14 protein-coding genes are annotated in these 15,019 nt (G+C 67.9%); 4 read left to right on the top strand and 10 right to left on the bottom strand.

The window, feature by feature from the left end; genetic code table 11:
* Positions 1 to 57: 57 nt before the first annotated feature.
* Positions 58 to 1,368: an NHLP bacteriocin system secretion protein gene (locus CJZ80_RS05395; protein WP_233132830.1), complete on the top strand. Its 1,311-nt coding sequence runs from the start codon at positions 58 to 60 to the stop codon at positions 1,366 to 1,368.
* Positions 1,365 to 1,559 carry a hypothetical protein gene (locus tag CJZ80_RS05390; protein ID WP_094511024.1) on the top strand — a complete coding sequence of 65 codons (195 nt, stop codon included), beginning with the start codon at positions 1,365 to 1,367 and terminating at the stop codon, positions 1,557 to 1,559. Before CJZ80_RS05395 ends, CJZ80_RS05390 begins: the two co-directional genes overlap by 4 nt.
* A 50-nt stretch (positions 1,560 to 1,609) precedes the next feature.
* Here CJZ80_RS05390 and CJZ80_RS05385 read toward each other — a convergent pair whose 3' ends face one another.
* The 6 genes from CJZ80_RS05385 to CJZ80_RS05360 all read right to left on the bottom strand — a co-directional run bounded on the left by CJZ80_RS05385 (position 1,610) and on the right by CJZ80_RS05360 (position 9,152).
* Positions 1,610 to 3,349 carry a TolC family protein gene (locus CJZ80_RS05385; RefSeq protein WP_094511023.1) on the bottom strand — a complete coding sequence of 580 codons (1,740 nt, stop codon included), beginning with the start codon at positions 3,347 to 3,349 and terminating at the stop codon, positions 1,610 to 1,612.
* Entirely contained in the window at positions 3,346 to 4,425 is a 1,080-nt protein-coding gene (locus CJZ80_RS05380) for an FUSC family protein (RefSeq protein ID WP_094511022.1), read from the bottom strand. Before CJZ80_RS05380 ends, CJZ80_RS05385 begins: the two co-directional genes overlap by 4 nt.
* A complete protein-coding gene (locus tag CJZ80_RS05375; protein ID WP_233132829.1) occupies positions 4,422 to 5,468 on the bottom strand; it encodes an aromatic acid exporter family protein in 1,047 nt (348 codons plus the stop codon). The genes CJZ80_RS05380 and CJZ80_RS05375 overlap by 4 nt, the downstream gene beginning before the upstream one ends.
* Before the next feature lie 72 nt (positions 5,469 to 5,540).
* Positions 5,541 to 6,395 (bottom strand): LCP family protein, encoded by an 855-nt coding sequence (locus tag CJZ80_RS05370; RefSeq protein ID WP_233132847.1) that lies wholly within the window; start codon positions 6,393 to 6,395, stop codon positions 5,541 to 5,543.
* A gap of 204 nt (positions 6,396 to 6,599) precedes the next feature.
* The gene (locus tag CJZ80_RS05365) at positions 6,600 to 7,229 is read right to left on the bottom strand and encodes a ParB/Srx family N-terminal domain-containing protein (protein WP_094511089.1); all 630 of its coding nucleotides are present in this window, start codon (positions 7,227 to 7,229) and stop codon (positions 6,600 to 6,602) included.
* A gap of 102 nt (positions 7,230 to 7,331) precedes the next feature.
* A complete protein-coding gene (locus CJZ80_RS05360) occupies positions 7,332 to 9,152 on the bottom strand; it encodes an ABC transporter ATP-binding protein (RefSeq protein WP_094511020.1) in 1,821 nt (606 codons plus the stop codon).
* Positions 9,153 to 9,267: 115 nt separating this feature from the next.
* Between CJZ80_RS05360 and CJZ80_RS05355 the strand changes: the two genes are divergently transcribed.
* The gene (locus tag CJZ80_RS05355) at positions 9,268 to 9,468 is read left to right on the top strand and encodes a hypothetical protein (protein WP_094511019.1); all 201 of its coding nucleotides are present in this window, start codon (positions 9,268 to 9,270) and stop codon (positions 9,466 to 9,468) included.
* Between the two features lie 4 nt (positions 9,469 to 9,472).
* On the opposite strand, the gene CJZ80_RS05350 is transcribed toward CJZ80_RS05355, so the two are convergent.
* From CJZ80_RS05350 to CJZ80_RS05335, 4 genes are all read right to left on the bottom strand, one after another.
* Positions 9,473 to 9,757, bottom strand: a complete 285-nt coding sequence (locus CJZ80_RS05350) for a hypothetical protein (RefSeq protein WP_094511018.1) — start codon at positions 9,755 to 9,757, stop codon at positions 9,473 to 9,475.
* A gap of 39 nt (positions 9,758 to 9,796) precedes the next feature.
* Complete coding sequence (locus CJZ80_RS05345) at positions 9,797 to 11,629, bottom strand: DEAD/DEAH box helicase (protein ID WP_369802995.1); 1,833 nt, start codon at positions 11,627 to 11,629, stop codon at positions 9,797 to 9,799.
* A 306-nt stretch (positions 11,630 to 11,935) separates the two neighbouring features.
* Positions 11,936 to 12,343 (bottom strand): phosphomannose isomerase type II C-terminal cupin domain, encoded by a 408-nt coding sequence (locus CJZ80_RS05340; protein WP_094511016.1) that lies wholly within the window; start codon positions 12,341 to 12,343, stop codon positions 11,936 to 11,938.
* Positions 12,336 to 12,560, bottom strand: coding sequence for a hypothetical protein (locus CJZ80_RS05335; RefSeq protein ID WP_094511015.1), 225 nt, complete (start codon positions 12,558 to 12,560; stop codon positions 12,336 to 12,338). The genes CJZ80_RS05340 and CJZ80_RS05335 overlap by 8 nt, the downstream gene beginning before the upstream one ends.
* A gap of 250 nt (positions 12,561 to 12,810) precedes the next feature.
* On the opposite strand from CJZ80_RS05335, the gene CJZ80_RS05330 reads away from it, so the two are divergent.
* Positions 12,811 to 14,979 (top strand): glutamine synthetase III, encoded by a 2,169-nt coding sequence (locus tag CJZ80_RS05330; protein WP_094511088.1) that lies wholly within the window; start codon positions 12,811 to 12,813, stop codon positions 14,977 to 14,979.
* Positions 14,980 to 15,019 lie beyond the last annotated feature (40 nt).

Raw genomic sequence — 15,019 nt, 5'->3', positions numbered from 1 at the left:
CCGTGACCCACCAAGCTGGCGGCCATGCACCTGCTGCGGCCTGACCATTGGAAGGGGATGCCTCCGCGGCGGAAGGTGGCGTGGTGTCTGGGCGGTGTCGTCGGTGCGGTGGTGCTCTGGGCCTGCTTCTGGCGTGTGCCCACCGAGGTGATGGGCAAGGGGGTGCTGCTGCTGCCCGGCAGTGCCGGCCTGATCGACGCCCGCGCCGGCGGCCAGGTGCGGCGCCTGCTTGTGGCCGTGGGCGATCGAGTGCGACGCGGCCAGGTGCTGGTGGAGCTCTATCTGCCGGTGCTGGAGCGGGAGATCGAGCAGCAGCGAGCCAACCTGCGGGAGCTCGAACGTCAGAACGAACAGCTCACCGCCCGCGACGACCAACGCCTCGCCACCGAACGGCAGGCGCTTGCCACCGCCCTCGCCAAGCTGGGCGCTGACCGCAGCCGCTTCGGCGCCCTCAAGAACACCTACGCCGCCAAGTTCAACCAGCTGGAGTGGCTGAGCCGGCGGGAGGTGGTGGCCCCGCTCTCCTCCGAAGTGGTGACGGTGGAGCAGGGCCTCACCGCCACGGCCGTGAACCTCGATCAGGTGGCGATCGAAGAGCGGAACCTGCTCACCGCCTTTCAGCAGGTGAAGCTCGAGCTGGAGACCGCGGCGCTGCAGCGGCGTTTTCGCATCGATGATCTGCGCCGTCAGCTGCGGGTCAGCGAGGCGCAGCTGGCCTTCAACGGCCGCCTGCACGCCGATCGCGATGGGGAGGTGCTGGATCTGCAGGTGATCCCCGGGCAGACCGTGGCCGTGGGCCAGCGGCTGGGCACGATCGGGCGTGGGAGCGGCTCCCAGCCACTGATCGCTGTGGCCTACTTCCCTCCCGCCGATGCCCGTCGCCTGCGCCGTGATCTGCCGGTGGAGGTCGTGCCCGACTGGGACCAGCGCAGCCGCTTCGGTGGCATCGTGGGCCGGGTCCGGCAGGTCAATGTGTTGCCCGCCACCGAGGAGGACATCTCCACCACGATCGGCAACCCCCAGCTGGCCCGCTCCCTCGTGGAAGGCGGGCCGGTGATGCGCGCCGAGATCAGCCTGGAGCGTGACCCCGCCAGCCTCGATGGCTTCCGCTGGACCCTCTCGCGGGGCAGCAGTGTGTTCCCGGTGCGGGAAGGTCTCACCGTCACGGGCCATGCCTACGTGGAATGGCGCACCCCGATCTCCTATCTGCTGCCCGGCCTGCGCTCGCTCACCGGCGGCTTCCGCACCTTCGGCTTCGATCGCCGCTGGGATGACGGAGACCTCCGCCAGAGCGACCGACCGCTTCCGAAGGCGCCGACGGCCGCTCCGGCCATCAGCCCCAGCCCCACCGCGGGGGCGTTGCCATGACTGCGAATCCGCCCCCGCCGACCGGCGAATCCAGCCCGCTGCGGCGGGAGCTGCCCTGGCTGGTGGCCGAAGTGGTGCTGCTGGTGGTGCTGCTCAACGCCAATGCGCCGGAGCTTTGGTTCTGGTTGGTGGTGCTGCTGGTGGTGCTGGCGTACCGCATCGAGCGCTTCGTCTCCAGCGGCGAGCGTTGAGCGGCGCAGCCGCAGGCTGCTGATCCGGAGCTTCGCGTTGCCCGGGCTCGTCACGGCCCCAGTTGCCGACGGCCGGCCTCTGGAACCGTGAGCTGCACCGGCACGACGGCCTCGGGGTCGGTGGGCATCGGCAGCAGTTCCCGCAGCAGTCGGGCGTAGGTGATGTTCACGGCCACCGTGGCCTCCAGTCGCTGCACCAGGCTGGTGATCAGCCGGTCCTGGGTGAGCGATAGGGTGACTTCGTTGGCCAGACCGCTCTGATAGCGGAGCCGGGCATCCCGAAAGGCCTCCAGGCTGGCGCGCACCCCCCGCTGGCTGGAGGCCAGTTTTCCCAGGCTGGCCCCATGTTCGAAGAAGGCCTGCTCCAGCCGCAGGCGGATGTCGTTGCGTGAGGCGGCATAGCGCTGCGCCTCGGCCTGCTCCTGCTGCGTCAGGCTGCGCAGCGCCGCGGCCGTGCTGCCGCCGTCGAACAGCAGCCAGCGGAAGGCCAGCCCCACCGACCAGTCCGTGCCTGCGCTGTTCTGGGTGGGAATCACCGTCGTGCCACAGCAGTCGCCGCTGATGTTCCACTGCTGGGTCTGGCTGCTGCCGGCGGCCGCGGCGGCGAACAGGCTCAGGCGGGGCAGCAGCTGGGCGGCCAGGGCCTGCCGGTCCTTGGCCAGGGCGTCGCGGCTGGCCAGCACCAGCGCCAGCTCGGGGTTGTCGCGATAGGCGGCCAGCAGGCTCTCCTCCAGCCCGAACGGCCAGCGGGACTGGATCCGGATCGGGTCCGCCGCGCGGGGGGTGAGGTTGGCCGGCAGATTGAGCAGCACGGCCAGCCGACGCCGAGCCACCGCCTGGTCGGCGCGGGCCTGGATCAGCTGTTCCTCGCTTTCGGCTTCGAAGGCCTGGCGGCGCAGCAGGTCGAGCCGGGGCACGAGCCCGGCCTGCTTGAGCGCCAGCACCTCTTGCAGGATCACGCCATCGTTGCGCAGGTCGGCTTCGCGGATGCGCACCAGCTGGTCGGCCCGCTGCAGGCCGTAATAGGCCTCACTCACCTCCAGCTGCCGGTGCCGCAGGCTGTTGGCGTAGGCGGCCCGTGCCTGCCGCAGCCGCGCCCGGGCCGCCTGGATCGAGGGGCTGCGGGCGAAGTCCAGCAAAGCCAGATCCAGCTCCAGGCCACCGCTCAGCTGGCGCACCCCCTGGTTCAAGGTGGCGGTGGCACCGCTGGGCACGAAGAAGGGGCCATTGGTGGTCGAGCCATCGGCGGCCTGCAGCCCGGATGCGGCGAAGTTGGGCCCGAGGGCGAGGCTGCCGTTGCCGGCGGGCACCCCGAACCGCGTCGCTGTCTGGTCGTAGGCCAGCCCGCCCACGGCGGCGATGCGGGGCCAGTAGGTGCCCAGGCGGCTTTGCAGCTGGGCCAGGGCTGCGGCCACCTCCAGGCGCCGGGCCTGAACCTGCGGACTTTCGGCCAGCGCGATCACCACCGCCTGCTCCAGGCTGAGCGCCTGCACCTGCTGATCGCTGAGCTGCGCCGCCGTCGGCAGGGCTAGCGGGGGTGGGGCCGGTGGCGTCTCACCGGGGGTGGCGCCGCCGGCTCCCCCGTCCTCCGGCCCGGGCAACAGCTGGTCCAGCAGGCGCAATTCGGCGTCCAGGCGGCTCCAGGCGCGCTCCAGCGCAGCGGCGTGGTGATGAGGGTCGGCCCCGGCTGCCAGTGCCACACCGCGGCCCTGCTCCAGCGCGATCCCCAGCAACGTCACGCTCAGGGCGAGCCTGGTGGCGATCGCAGGCCCGGAAGGGAGTCTGGTCATGCCTGCAGCGCCTGCCAGCGCCGGTCCATCGTTTCGAGGCCCTCGGCTGCCTGCTCCAGCAGCATCAGGCGCCGGGCCACCTGGCGCTGGCGCACGTTCGGCACCAGCTCGAAGGCGGGGCTGTGCAGCAGCTCGCGGCAGGTGCGCAGGGCCGCCAGGGCCAGTGCCTGGCTCTGCAAGCCTGCCTGCCTGCCGCTGGCCGTCAGCGACGGCAGCGGTTCGTCCTGCGCGAAGCGGCAGGTCTGCCATCCCTCCAGCCGCTGGGCCATGGCCTCCAGCAGCCTCACTTCCGCCATTCTCAGCTCCACCAGCGCCGACGGTGACAACAGTGGAGGCGGCAGGCTGCGCAGCCCGTCGAGGGTTCCAAGCAACAGCGAAAAGGTGGCATCGCACAGTTGCCACAGGTGATGCAGCGGCTGCCGGGCCGGGTTGAGCCCCAGCTCCGTGATCGCCGCCGGCCGCCCCTGCCGCAGGGCCACTAGTTGGGTCAGGTCCTGCCGGTGGCGCCGGCGCCGCTCGCCGGGGGAAGCGGCGGGGGCCAGCGGGCTGCCGAGTCGCTGGCCTTCCTCGCGCAAGGCGGCTGCGATCGTGCCCATCAGGCGCCGGCAGCCGTCGTTCTGCTGCTGGATCGCCCGGCTGGGCCAGATCCAGCGCACGGCCAGCAACCCCACCACGATTCCCAGGCAGGTCCAGCCCAGGCGCAGCGGAATCCAGCTGGAGAGGTTGGAACTGTGCACCAGCCAGCCCATCACCACGATGAAGCCAGCCACCTTGTAGCCGCTCTGCAGACCCAGCGCACCGCCCAGCAGGCGGGTGAGCGTCAGGGCGATGCCGAGGGCCAGGGGCAAGGGCAGGCGCAGGCCGCTCTGGCACACCAACAGGATGGCCACCCCCATCAGGCTGCCCAGCAGCCGCTGGCGACCCAGTGCATAGGAGCCGCCGTAGCTGCCGGCCATCACGGCGGTGATCGCCATCGGCATGTAGTAGCCATCCGGCAACGGACTCAGCACCGCAAAGCCCGTACTCAGCCCGGTCACCAGGGCCAGGCGCCATTCCTGCCGTGGCGGAAGCTTCATCGCGCCGGCTCCAAGCGGGAGCTGGCGGTGCGGGGCAGGGTGCTCCGCTCGCAGAACTGCAGCGAAAGCAGCGCCCGCCGCAGCCGGTTGTGTTCCTCCTCCAGCGAGAGCAGCAGCAGCGAGGGCAGGGTCTGCTCCCCGGAGGCTGGCTGCAGCTGCAGCGGCCCGTCGCCTGACGCCGGCGCCTGCAGCTGCTGAAGCGCCCGTTGCAGCTGCGATGCCAACGCGGCGACAGCTGGCTCGCCGGCCAGGTCGGCGGGGAGCTGGCCGAGCAGCCGTTCGAACTGCACCCAGTGGTGGTGGATCGTCTGCCAGATCAGCAGCCGCTGGCGCCAGCGTGCCTGCCGCAGCAGGTGCCGTGCATGGCCCGCCTGCTCCTGCTGCACCAGCTGTTCGAGAGCGAGCAGGCGGGCGGTGAACTCGGCACGGGACAGCGGTGCAGGGCGTGCCTGCCTGCCCAGAGCCCACGCCGTGAGGGCAGCGAGCTGCGTCTGCAGGCTGGTGTGGATCTGCCGCTCGAGGGCCCCGATGCGCTGCAGCCTGTTCTTCGGCCAGAACAGCAGGGCCGTCAGCAGCGCCACCACGATTCCCACGGACGTGTCCACCGTGCGGTTGAACACGTAGTCCCAGTTGAGCGCGGTGTAGTGGGGGATCAGCAGGAACATCAGGCTGATCGTCACGGCGGTGGACAGCCCTCCTTGCCAGCCCAGCAGCCGCAGCAGGGGCACGGTCAGCAGCAGGGACACCAGCACCGCGGGCCAGCCGCCCATGATCGTGTGCACAAGAAAGGCCACCAGACCGCCGCTGGCGGTGCCGAGCACCCGGGCGAGGGCCGCTTTGACGGTCAGCTCGTCGTTGTCATCGATGACGAAGATCACGGCCAGCAGCGGGTACCACACGAACGCGATCCGATCGCTCCAGAGCGCGATCGCGGCGGTGATCAGGCTGGCGAGGCCAAGGCGCAGGCTCTGCTGAAGCAGGGGGGAGAGTGGAGCCATCGCAGCGCTGCGGCGCATTGCCGGCACGGTACCGGCTCCGTCCATGGCCGCTGAGGGCTGATGGCAGGAGGCTGAGGATCAGTAGCTGGAAGGTGGCGGCGACCCTGGCGCCGTGGCTCAGAACAGGAAGCGGTAGCGGCCGTTGTCCGACGACTCCTTGGAGGAGCTGGCGGTGCCGGCGGTGCTGGGCCAGTCGGCTTCCCAGTAGCTGATGCCGTTGCGGTCGAACGGGCGGCCGCCGAGCCGCTCGGTGCTGAGCTGGGTGGAGGCCATGGCGGTGATCAGGCCGCCGATCTGCATCGGCCCGAGATCGGTCTTGACATCCTCCCCGGCGGCGGAGAGCAGGGTGGGCAGACGCATCAGGTTGTCCGGCCGGATCAGCTTGCGAAACACCGCGGCCAGCACCAGCTGCTGCCGCTCGATGCGGCCGATGTCACCGTTCTCGTCGTGGCGCCAGCGCAGGAAGCCTTCCAGGTCGCGGCCCTTGAGCGTCTGCATGCCCGGCTGCAGGTCGATGTAGAGGCCCTGGCTGTTGTCGACGTAGTACATGCGCTTGGGCACATCCACCTCGACGCCACCGAGCACATCGCCCATGCGGCGGATCGCGCTCAGATTCACCTTGATGTAGTGGCCGATGGGTCGACCGAGGCGCTCAGAAAGCTCCTCCTTCGCGGCTTCGATGCCGCCGTAGGCGTAGAGAGCGTTGGCCTTGACCGGGCCGAAGCGGGCGGAATCGATGTAGGTGTCTCGCGGCACCTGGGTGATCTGGGTTTTGCCGTTCTCCACCCGCAGCGTGAAGATCACATCGGTGTTGCCACCACCCACGTCGGAGCCGAGCACGAGCAGGTCGCGATCGGTGTCAACCCAGCTGCCGAAGGGATTGCGGAAGCCTTCCAGCTTCACAGTGGTGTTGCCCTTGATCAGATCGGCCAAGGGCACCGCCAGGGCGAGGCCGCCGCCGAGCCCGAACATCACGGCGAGCAGGATCGGCCCCAATCCGCTGGACCGGCGCTTGGGGGGCGGAGCGCTCGGGTATCCGGCTGAAGGCGCCGAAGGAACCGCTGTGGATCTCTGGCGCTTCGCTGCCGATGTCTTCATATTGAAACCTTATTTCATCCTGGCGGTGGATTTCCCTCCCAGGCCCGCCGGCATCAGTCAGTTTCTGAGCTGGTGACCTCAGCTCCCAGGATCGCGGCGTTGGCGCACCAGTTCCCGCGCCGCCGGCAGAGCCGGATCCAGCTCGATCGAACTGAACGGCGGCAGCGCCTGCTGACGCAGCCAGGCGCCCCAGCGAAACTCGTGGAAGGGCAGGGTGGGTTGGGCACGGATCAGCCCCTCCTGCTTCAGCTTCCAGACCAGGCTGCGATAGGGGTCGTCGTCGAGTGCCTCCAGCCGCCTCGGCAGGCGCTCCGCCGGGTGGGGACCGCGCCCCTCGCCATCGTGCAGATAGAGCCAGCCGCGGCGATTGAGCTCCTCGAGGCAATGGGCCCGGCTGGCGCCCTCCAGCCGCAGCACCACCGCACAGAACACGCTCACGTCCGGGTCGACGTCGAGCAGGGCCCGCAGCCGGTGATGGCGATCGATCATCCAGTGCTCACCGGCGCTGCTGACGGCGACCGGCACCGGGCGGCTGCGCAGGTAACGGCGGCGGCTGGCAGCGGATTCGAGGCGGAAATCACAGGCCCGGGCCCGCACCTCCGCCAGACCGAGGCAGAGCTGGGTGGGCTGGAGGCGCTCGACGGGCAACTCCAGCAACTCCGTCTGGGACGTCGTCGGCAGTTCGTGGGGACCGGAGCTCGGCGCCATCGTCAGGGGGCAGCAGGGGGCCCTGAAGGAGTTGTCCATGCTGCAACATTCCCGCCCACCCCGTCGTGCCGTATCAAGGGGGCAGCGGATGCCTGCCTGTGTTCAGGCCAGCAGCGGTTCTTCGCGGCGCAGTCCGGCCTGCACGCGCCAGAGGTTGGCGTAGGCGCCGTTGCGGACGATCAGCTCTTCGTGGCGCCCGGCTTCCACGATGCGACCCTGGTCAATCACCACGATCCGATCGGCGTGGCGCACGGTGCTGAGCCGGTGGGCGATCACCAGCGTGGTGCGAGAGGCGGTGATGTGGTCAAGGGAACGCTGGATGGCGGCCTCGGTTTCGTTGTCCACCGCAGCGGTGGCCTCATCAAGGATCAGCACAGGCGGATTCTTGAGAATGGCCCTGGCCAGGGCGATCCGCTGCCGCTGACCGCCTGAGAGCCGCTGGCCCCGCTCGCCCACGACAGTGTCGTAGCCCTGTGGCAGGGCCTCGATGAAGCCGGCGGCTTCGGCGAGGGCGGCGGCTCGGGCGATGGCCGTGCGGCTGGCTCTGAAGCTGCCGTAGGCGATGTTCTCGGCCACGGTGCCGTGGAACAGGAACACCTCCTGGCTCACCAGGCCGATGGCACGGCGAAGATCTTCGAGCCGCAGCTCCCGAATTGGCTGGCCATCCAGCAGGATCTCGCCCGCCTGCACCTCATAGAGCCGCAGCAGCAGCTTCACGATCGTGCTCTTGCCCGAGCCCGTGGCGCCAACGATGCCCACGGTGCTGCCGGCCGGCACGGTGAGCTCGAATCCATTCAGCAAGGGGTCGCGGCCGCCGTAGGCGAAGTCCACCGCGCGGAACTCGAGCCTGCCCTGCACCTGCTCAAGGGGCAGCGGCCGGGAGCCGCCGGGAATGCTCACCGGAGTTTCGAGCAGATCGAGCACCCGGGTGGTGGAGGCCATGGCCCGCTGATAGTCGTCGAGGGTGCGGCCCAGGGTGGTGAGCGGCCAGAGCAGACGCTGGGTGATGAACACCAGAAAGCTGTAGCTGCCTACAGCGATCGCTCCCTGCCACGCCTGCAGGCCGCCGATCACCAGAATCGCCAGGAAGGCGAACAGGATCGCGAAGCGGATCAGCGGAATGAAGGCGGCCGAGATGCGGATCGCGCGGCGGTTGCTGGCGCGGTAGGCCTCGCTTTCGCCGCGGAGGCGCTCCAGCTCCCAGGCTTCAGCGGCGAAGCTCTTGATCGTGAGCATGCCGCCGAGGTTGTTGGCCAGGCTGCTGTTGAGATCGCCAGCCCGTTCACGCACCTCGCGGTAGCGCGGGGCCAGCCGCTTCTGGAAGCTGAGCGAGCCCCAGAGGATCACCGGGATCGGCAGAAATGCCACCCCCGCCACGCTGGGGGAGAGCACGGCCATGGCCCCGCCCACCGCCACCACGGTGGTCACCAGTTGCAGCAGCTCGTTGGCGCCATGGTCGAGGAAGCGCTCGAGCTGGTTGATGTCGTCGTTGAGGATCGCCATCAGCCGGCCGCTGCTGCTCGACTCGAAGAAGGCCATCTCCAGCTGCTGCAGATGGCCGTAGGCCTCAAGCCGCAGCTCGTGCTGCACGGTCTGGGCGAGGTTGCGCCACAGCACGCCATAGAGGTATTCGAAGCCGGATTCGGCGCTCCAGATCACGAACGAGAGCAGGGCCAGCAGCCCCAGCTGGCTCGGCACGCTGCGGAAACCGAGCGCGGCGAGGCTGGAAGTCTGCTGGCGGACCACCACATCCACCGCCAGGCCGATCAGCACCGGCGGCGCCAGATCGAAGATTTTGTTGAGCACCGAACAGAACGCCGCCTGCCACACCCGCCGGCGGTGCGGCCGCAGGGCTCGCAGCAGCCGCTTCAGCGCGGGGGCAGAGTGTTGGGGCTCGTGCTGGGGCGAAGAAAGTGGCGGCATGGCCTGGGCAGGCGTGGCAAAGCGTGAAGCAGAACGGAAGGAAAAGGGAAGAAGGGAGGAAATGGGCGAAGGCCGTCTGATTGTCACGGAACCAACACCCGGCGATCCCGAACCAATGTCTGCCCCTGTCCCCTGGAGTCTGGCCTGGTGCGAGAACGGCGAACTCGCCCCTCAGGACCGTTTCGACCTGCTGCAATCCCTGGTGCTCACCGAGTCCACCGAGGTGCAGACGACCTTGATCGCCACGATCGAAAACCTGCCCCTGGAGCAGGTGAGCCTGCTGTGCACCGATGGTGTGACCAGCCTCTGGAGCTGAACGCTCAGAGCCGGTACTTGGTCGTGGCGAGCTGCCGGCAGATGTCGGTGGCGCCCTGGATGCTGGAGCCCTTGTTCACCTGCTCCACGAAGCAGTTGCAGGTGTAGGCCCCCATGCCATCCGGGGGCACTTTGCGGGCCGCTTGGAAGGCGGCCTGGAACCCCGCCAGGCAGAACCTGGTGACGCTGTCGTTGCGGGTGGAAGCCGATGCGCTCAACGTATCGGCCTGCACCGGTTGGGCAAAGAGCGTGAGGGCAGCCAGCGAGGTGAAGGTGAAGACCAGGCGCATGGAGGGCCTCAGGGCAATGGCGGGGAGGGGCTGAAGGGCTCAGCCCTGGTGACGGGAAATCTGCAGCTCCTTGTTCATCACCCGCAGGCGGGCGAGAGCAGCGAACACATCTTCAGGCATTCCCTTGGGCAGATCGATCACGCTGTGCGTGTCGAAGATCTGGATCCTGCCGATGCTGCGGCCGTTGAGGCCAGCCTCATTGGCGATCGCTCCCACGATGTTGCCCGGCTTGACGCGGTCACGCCAGCCCACTTCGATGCGGAACCGGTCCATCTGGTCGTCGGGGGGCGCGCTGCCTTCCTCGCGGAACCCGCCGCCGTTGCGGCCTTGGCCAAGGGGCCGCCGTTGCTCGCCGCGCTCGCCACGGCGGCCATCGCCGTCCCGTTGACGGTCACGGTCGCGTCCTCCGCTCTGCTGCCAGTTTTCTTCACCCTGGGCGAGCAGCGGGCGATCGCCCACGGCGAGCTGGAGGGCGGCCAGGGCCAGCTGCTCCGGGGTGACCTCGATCTCGCGGCCTACCCGCTGGATAATCTCGCTGAGCAGGGCCAGTTCCTGGGGCTCACTTGTGGGCTCCTGCACAGCGGCGGTGAGGCGCTGACGCAGGCGATCCAGCCGGCTCTGGTTGATGTCGGCGTTGCTGGGCACCTCCATCGGCTCGATCGGCTTGCCGACGGCACGCTCGAGACCTGAGAGGAAGCGGCGCTCGCGTGGTGTGAGGAACAGGATCGCGTCGCCCTTGCGTCCGGCCCGGCCGGTGCGGCCGATGCGGTGCACGTAGGCCTCGCTGTCGAAGGGGATGTCGAAGTTGATCACCAGGGTGATGCGGTCGACGTCGAGGCCGCGCGCCGCCACATCCGTGGCCACAAGCACGTTCACCTTGCCGCTGCGCAGCCGCTCAACGGTGCGCTCCCGCTGGGCCTGCGGCACATCGCCGTTGAGCACAGCGACATCGTGGCCCTGCTGTTCGAGCGCTTCGGACACCGCCAGGGTGATGGCCTTGGTGCGGGCAAAGATGATCACACCCTCGCTGCTTTCGGCCTCGAGCACCCGGGTGAGAGCTTCCAGTTTCTGGGATCCGTTCACCACCAGATGGCGCTGGCGGATGGAACTGGATTCAGCGCCTTTCTGCCGAATCGTCACTTCCGCCGGGCTGCGGAGATAGTTCTTCGAAAGCCGCCGGATTTCGGACGGCATGGTGGCGGAGAACAGGATCACCTGCCGCTCGCTCGGCAACTGCCCCAGCACCCACTCCACGTCGTCGATGAAGCCCATGCGCAGCATTTCATCGGCTTCGTCGAGCACGAGGCTGCGCAGGCCGGAAAGATCAAGGGTGCCCTGGCGCATGTGATCCATCACCCGGCCAGGTGTGCCCACCACCACCTGCACGCCACGGCGCAGACGCACGATCTGATCGCGGAAATCGGCTCCGCCGTAGATGGGAAGCACCCGCACCTGCGGGAGCTTGGTGGCATAGCTGTTGAAGGATTCCGCCACCTGCAGCGCCAGCTCGCGGGTGGGCGTGAGCACCAGCACCTGGGGGGTGCGTTGGGCCGGATCAAGGCGGGCCAGCAGGGGCAGGGCGAAGGCGGCTGTCTTGCCGGTGCCGGTCTGCGCCTGTCCGACCAGATCACGGCCGAGCAGCAGCTCAGGAATGGCGGCTTTCTGGATCGGGGAAGGCTCGGTGTAGCCGCAGCCTTCGACGGCCTCCAGCAGCTCGGCGGAGAAACCAAAGCTGGCGAAGCCGTTCTTCGCTTCGGCAGGTGCTGCGGTGGTGGTGAGCGGACCGATCAGGGTGCTGGCCTCGGTTGTGGCGTCCGTCACGGCGGGGCTGGTGGCTTCCAGGGCGGTGAGATCGACGCTCGTCAGCGGCAGGGCTGGGGTTGCGGCGGAATCCGTGGCGATCGGGTCGGCGGAGAGAGAAAGGGTGGTGATGGGATGGCTCGTCGAGGTGGAATTGGAGGCGGGGAGGGACGCGTCGGTGTCAACAGAGCACGCGAAGCTCTCGCAAGCAGAAGGCTGGGTCACGAATCTGGGTGGGTGGCTGGGGCCTGAGGAGTTCCTTCAACACAGGCCGGCAGCAACCCGAAGCTCATGGCCTTGATGGCCTGTAGCACGCCTGCCTTGCCCTTCATCAAAGGGTGAGCGCACAATGTAACACCTGAACGGCCGGAATCCCCGTCATGTGCTGCTGACGGCCCGGCCGTAATCGTCCTGCCAACGCTCGATATCACTTTCTTCGAGACGGTCGCCCCGCTGCACCTCAATCAGGACCAGATCGCTGGAGCCGGCGGTGAGCCGATGCATCGCGCCCACAGGGATGAACAAGGTGACACCCGGCCGGGCCGGGATGGATTCCCCCTCCAGTTCAAGCCGACCGTTGCCGGCCACCACGACCCAGTGCTCACAGCGGTGGCGATGACGTTGGAGGCTGATGCGCTGGTGGGCCAGGACCAGCAGCCGTTTCACCCGGTAGGACTCACCATCGGCAAGGGTCTCGAACCATCCCCAGGGGCGTTGGCATCGCCCTGATCCGGCGTCAACCTGGGCCTCGGGGCCGGGCGGTAACTCGCGGCCGGGTTCAGGCAAAGGCTGAGGGTTGCCAGGCCTGAGCGCGCTCCAGGCTGATTTCGGCGATCTTGTCGTGGGCGTGCAGCCGGCGCTGAATCTGATTCGTGCAGTTCTGCCAGCCCGGGGGTGTGGTGGTGGCGTCGAAGCAGGCTTCGGAGCGGTCGTCGAGCATGCGCCCGAGCGTGGCCTCGGCTCCGGCCTTCGGATCCGGCAGCAGGAGGTAGTAGCGAACCATCGACGCTGCAGCGGAATGCAGGTTCAGTCTGTCGCATGACGTGGTCAGTGAAGGGCGCCGCGGGCCTGACACAGCGCGCGCGGCTCTTGCCGCTCGTTGCTGGTTCGATGCTGCGCAGGATCCGACTGGGAATGCCCGAGGCTTGAGCGATTCGCAACCGGGGAAGGGCCCACCAATTGATCTGTAGCAACGGCGTCATCTGGTGGCAAGGCTGAGGGGTTGGATGCTGGGCGGATCTTTTCTGCCCCCCATGCCCAGTTCGCAGCGTCTCGCGGCCATCCAGTGCATCCAGGAACGGCCATCCCCGGAGTTTCCTCCCATTGCGCCCCTCTCGGAGTTGTGGGCGTCTGACGTTTTCGATCTGGCCAAGATGAAGTCGTCCTTGCCGAAGGACATCTTCAAATCGGTTCAGAAAACCATCAAGGAAGGCGGCAAACTTGATGTTTCCGTGGCCAATGTTGTAGCCCAGGCGATGAAAGACTGGGCGGTGGGCCGTGGCGCCCTCTACTACGCCCACGTGTTCTATCCGCTCACCAACTCCACGGCGGAGAAGCACGACGGCTTCATCTCCACCCAGAGCGATGGTTCGGCCATCTGTGAATTCACCGGCAAGGTGCTGGTGCAGGGCGAGCCTGATGGTTCCTCCTTCCCCAATGGCGGCATCCGCTCCACCTTCGAAGCCCGCGGTTACACGGCCTGGGACATCACCAGCCCGGCTTTCCTGATGGAGACGCCCAACGGCATCACCCTCTGCATCCCCACGGTGTTTGTGTCGTGGACGGGTGAAGCCCTCGACAAGAAGACACCGCTGCTGCGCTCCAACGCAGCGATGAACAAACAGGCCCAGCGGCTGCTCAAGTTGCTCGGCAACACCGAGATCGCCCCGGTCAATTCCAGCTGCGGTGCTGAACAGGAATACTTCCTGGTCGACAGCGCCTTCGTGACCCTCCGCCCCGACCTGCTGCTGGCGGGCCGCACCCTGTTCGGCCATCCTTCCGCCAAGGGCCAGCAGTTCGACGACCACTACTTCGGTGCGATCCCCCAGCGGGTGCAGGTGTTCATGCAGGATGTGGAACGCCAGATGTACAAGCTGGGCATTCCCGCCAAAACCCGCCACAACGAAGTGGCACCGGGCCAGTTCGAGATCGCTCCGTTCTTTGAGGCGGCCAACGTAGCCACCGACCACCAGCAGCTCACCATGACGCTGCTGAAGAACACGGCCCGCCGGCACGGCATGAACTGCCTGCTGCACGAGAAGCCCTTCGCTGGCATCAACGGCTCCGGCAAGCACGTGAACTGGTCGGTGGGCAACGGCACCCAAGGCAACCTGCTGGATCCCGGCAGCAGCCCCGAGGAGAACATGCAGTTCCTGTTGTTCTGCGGTGCTGTGATTCGTGGCGTGCATCTCTACGGCCCGCTGCTGCGTGCTGTGGTGGCCACGGCTGGTAATGATCACCGCCTCGGTGCCAACGAAGCGCCGCCGGCGATCATCTCGATGTACCTCGGCAGCCAGCTGGAAGAGGTGTTCACGATGATCAAGAACGGCAACCTTGGCAGTACCGACCACGGTGGATTGATGCAGCTCGGTGTCGACACCCTGCCCGAGTTCCCCAAGGATCCGGGCGATCGCAACCGCACCTCCCCGTTCGCCTTCACCGGCAACCGCTTCGAGTTCCGCGCCGTGGGCTCGAATCAATCCGTGGCCGGCCCGCTGGTGGCCATGAACACGATCCTGGCCGACTCGCTCAAGTACGTGGCCGACGAACTGGAGGCCAAGATGGGTGCCGGTGCGTCGCTGGAGTCGGCAGCCGCTGGAGTGCTGCAGGCGATCATGCAGCAGCACGGCAATGTGGTGTTCGGCGGTGACGGCTACTCCAGTGAGTGGCATGAAAAGGCCGTGACCGAACGGGGCCTGGAGAACCTCCCCACCACCGCCGATGCGCTGCTCGTGCTGGAGCGGGACGACATCAAGGCCCTGTTCGAGCGCACCGGTGTGCTCACCCCGGTGGAGCTGCACAGCCGCTTCGAGGTGTATGCCGAGCAGTACGTGCTGGCGGTGGAAGTGGAGGCCAAGTTGGTGCTGCAGATGGCCCGCACCCAGGTGTACCCCGCCGTGATGACCTATCTCGGTCAGCTGGCCAACTCCCTCCACTACCAGGAAACCCTGGGTCTGCCGCCCGATCGGGCCATGGCCGGCCGGATCGCCACGCTCAACCAGGAGCTGCTGGCCAACTGCGTGGCCCTGGAGTCCGCTCTGGCCAGCCCGCCCCACGGCGAGGTTGCCCACATGCGCCACTGCGCCGACACCCTGCTGCCGCTGATGTACAAGATCCGCGAAGCCGTCGACGGGCTCGAAACCCTGGTGGACGACAACGCCTGGCCGCTGCCCACCTACCAGGAGATGCTGTTCATCAAGTAGTCAGGTAGTCAGAACGTTGGGGGGCGGGTGCCGTCCTGCC

The sequence above is a fragment of the Synechococcus sp. MW101C3 genome (genome assembly GCF_002252635.1).
In the GTDB taxonomy this organism is placed as follows: Bacteria; Cyanobacteriota; Cyanobacteriia; order PCC-6307; family Cyanobiaceae; genus MW101C3.
The sequence above is the reverse complement of the archived record's forward strand: the minus strand, read 5'-3'. Positions and strand labels throughout refer to the sequence as shown.

Excerpts from the sequence above, each read along its gene's own strand:
- CJZ80_RS05395 (WP_233132830.1), top strand. The coding sequence starts at position 58 with ATGCCTCCGCGGCGGAAGGTGGCGTGGTGTCTGGGCGGTGTCGTCGGT.
- CJZ80_RS05390 (WP_094511024.1), top strand. The coding sequence starts at position 1,365 with ATGACTGCGAATCCGCCCCCGCCGACCGGCGAATCCAGCCCGCTGCGG.
- CJZ80_RS05385 (WP_094511023.1), bottom strand. The coding sequence starts at position 3,349 with ATGACCAGACTCCCTTCCGGGCCTGCGATCGCCACCAGGCTCGCCCTG.
- CJZ80_RS05380 (WP_094511022.1), bottom strand. The coding sequence starts at position 4,425 with ATGAAGCTTCCGCCACGGCAGGAATGGCGCCTGGCCCTGGTGACCGGG.
- CJZ80_RS05375 (WP_233132829.1), bottom strand. The coding sequence starts at position 5,468 with ATGGACGGAGCCGGTACCGTGCCGGCAATGCGCCGCAGCGCTGCGATG.
- CJZ80_RS05370 (WP_233132847.1), bottom strand. The coding sequence starts at position 6,395 with ATGTTCGGGCTCGGCGGCGGCCTCGCCCTGGCGGTGCCCTTGGCCGAT.
- CJZ80_RS05365 (WP_094511089.1), bottom strand. The coding sequence starts at position 7,229 with ATGGCGCCGAGCTCCGGTCCCCACGAACTGCCGACGACGTCCCAGACG.
- CJZ80_RS05360 (WP_094511020.1), bottom strand. The coding sequence starts at position 9,152 with ATGCCGCCACTTTCTTCGCCCCAGCACGAGCCCCAACACTCTGCCCCC.
- CJZ80_RS05355 (WP_094511019.1), top strand. The coding sequence starts at position 9,268 with ATGTCTGCCCCTGTCCCCTGGAGTCTGGCCTGGTGCGAGAACGGCGAA.
- CJZ80_RS05350 (WP_094511018.1), bottom strand. The coding sequence starts at position 9,757 with ATGCGCCTGGTCTTCACCTTCACCTCGCTGGCTGCCCTCACGCTCTTT.
- CJZ80_RS05335 (WP_094511015.1), bottom strand. The coding sequence starts at position 12,560 with ATGGTTCGCTACTACCTCCTGCTGCCGGATCCGAAGGCCGGAGCCGAG.
- CJZ80_RS05330 (WP_094511088.1), top strand. The coding sequence starts at position 12,811 with ATGCCCAGTTCGCAGCGTCTCGCGGCCATCCAGTGCATCCAGGAACGG.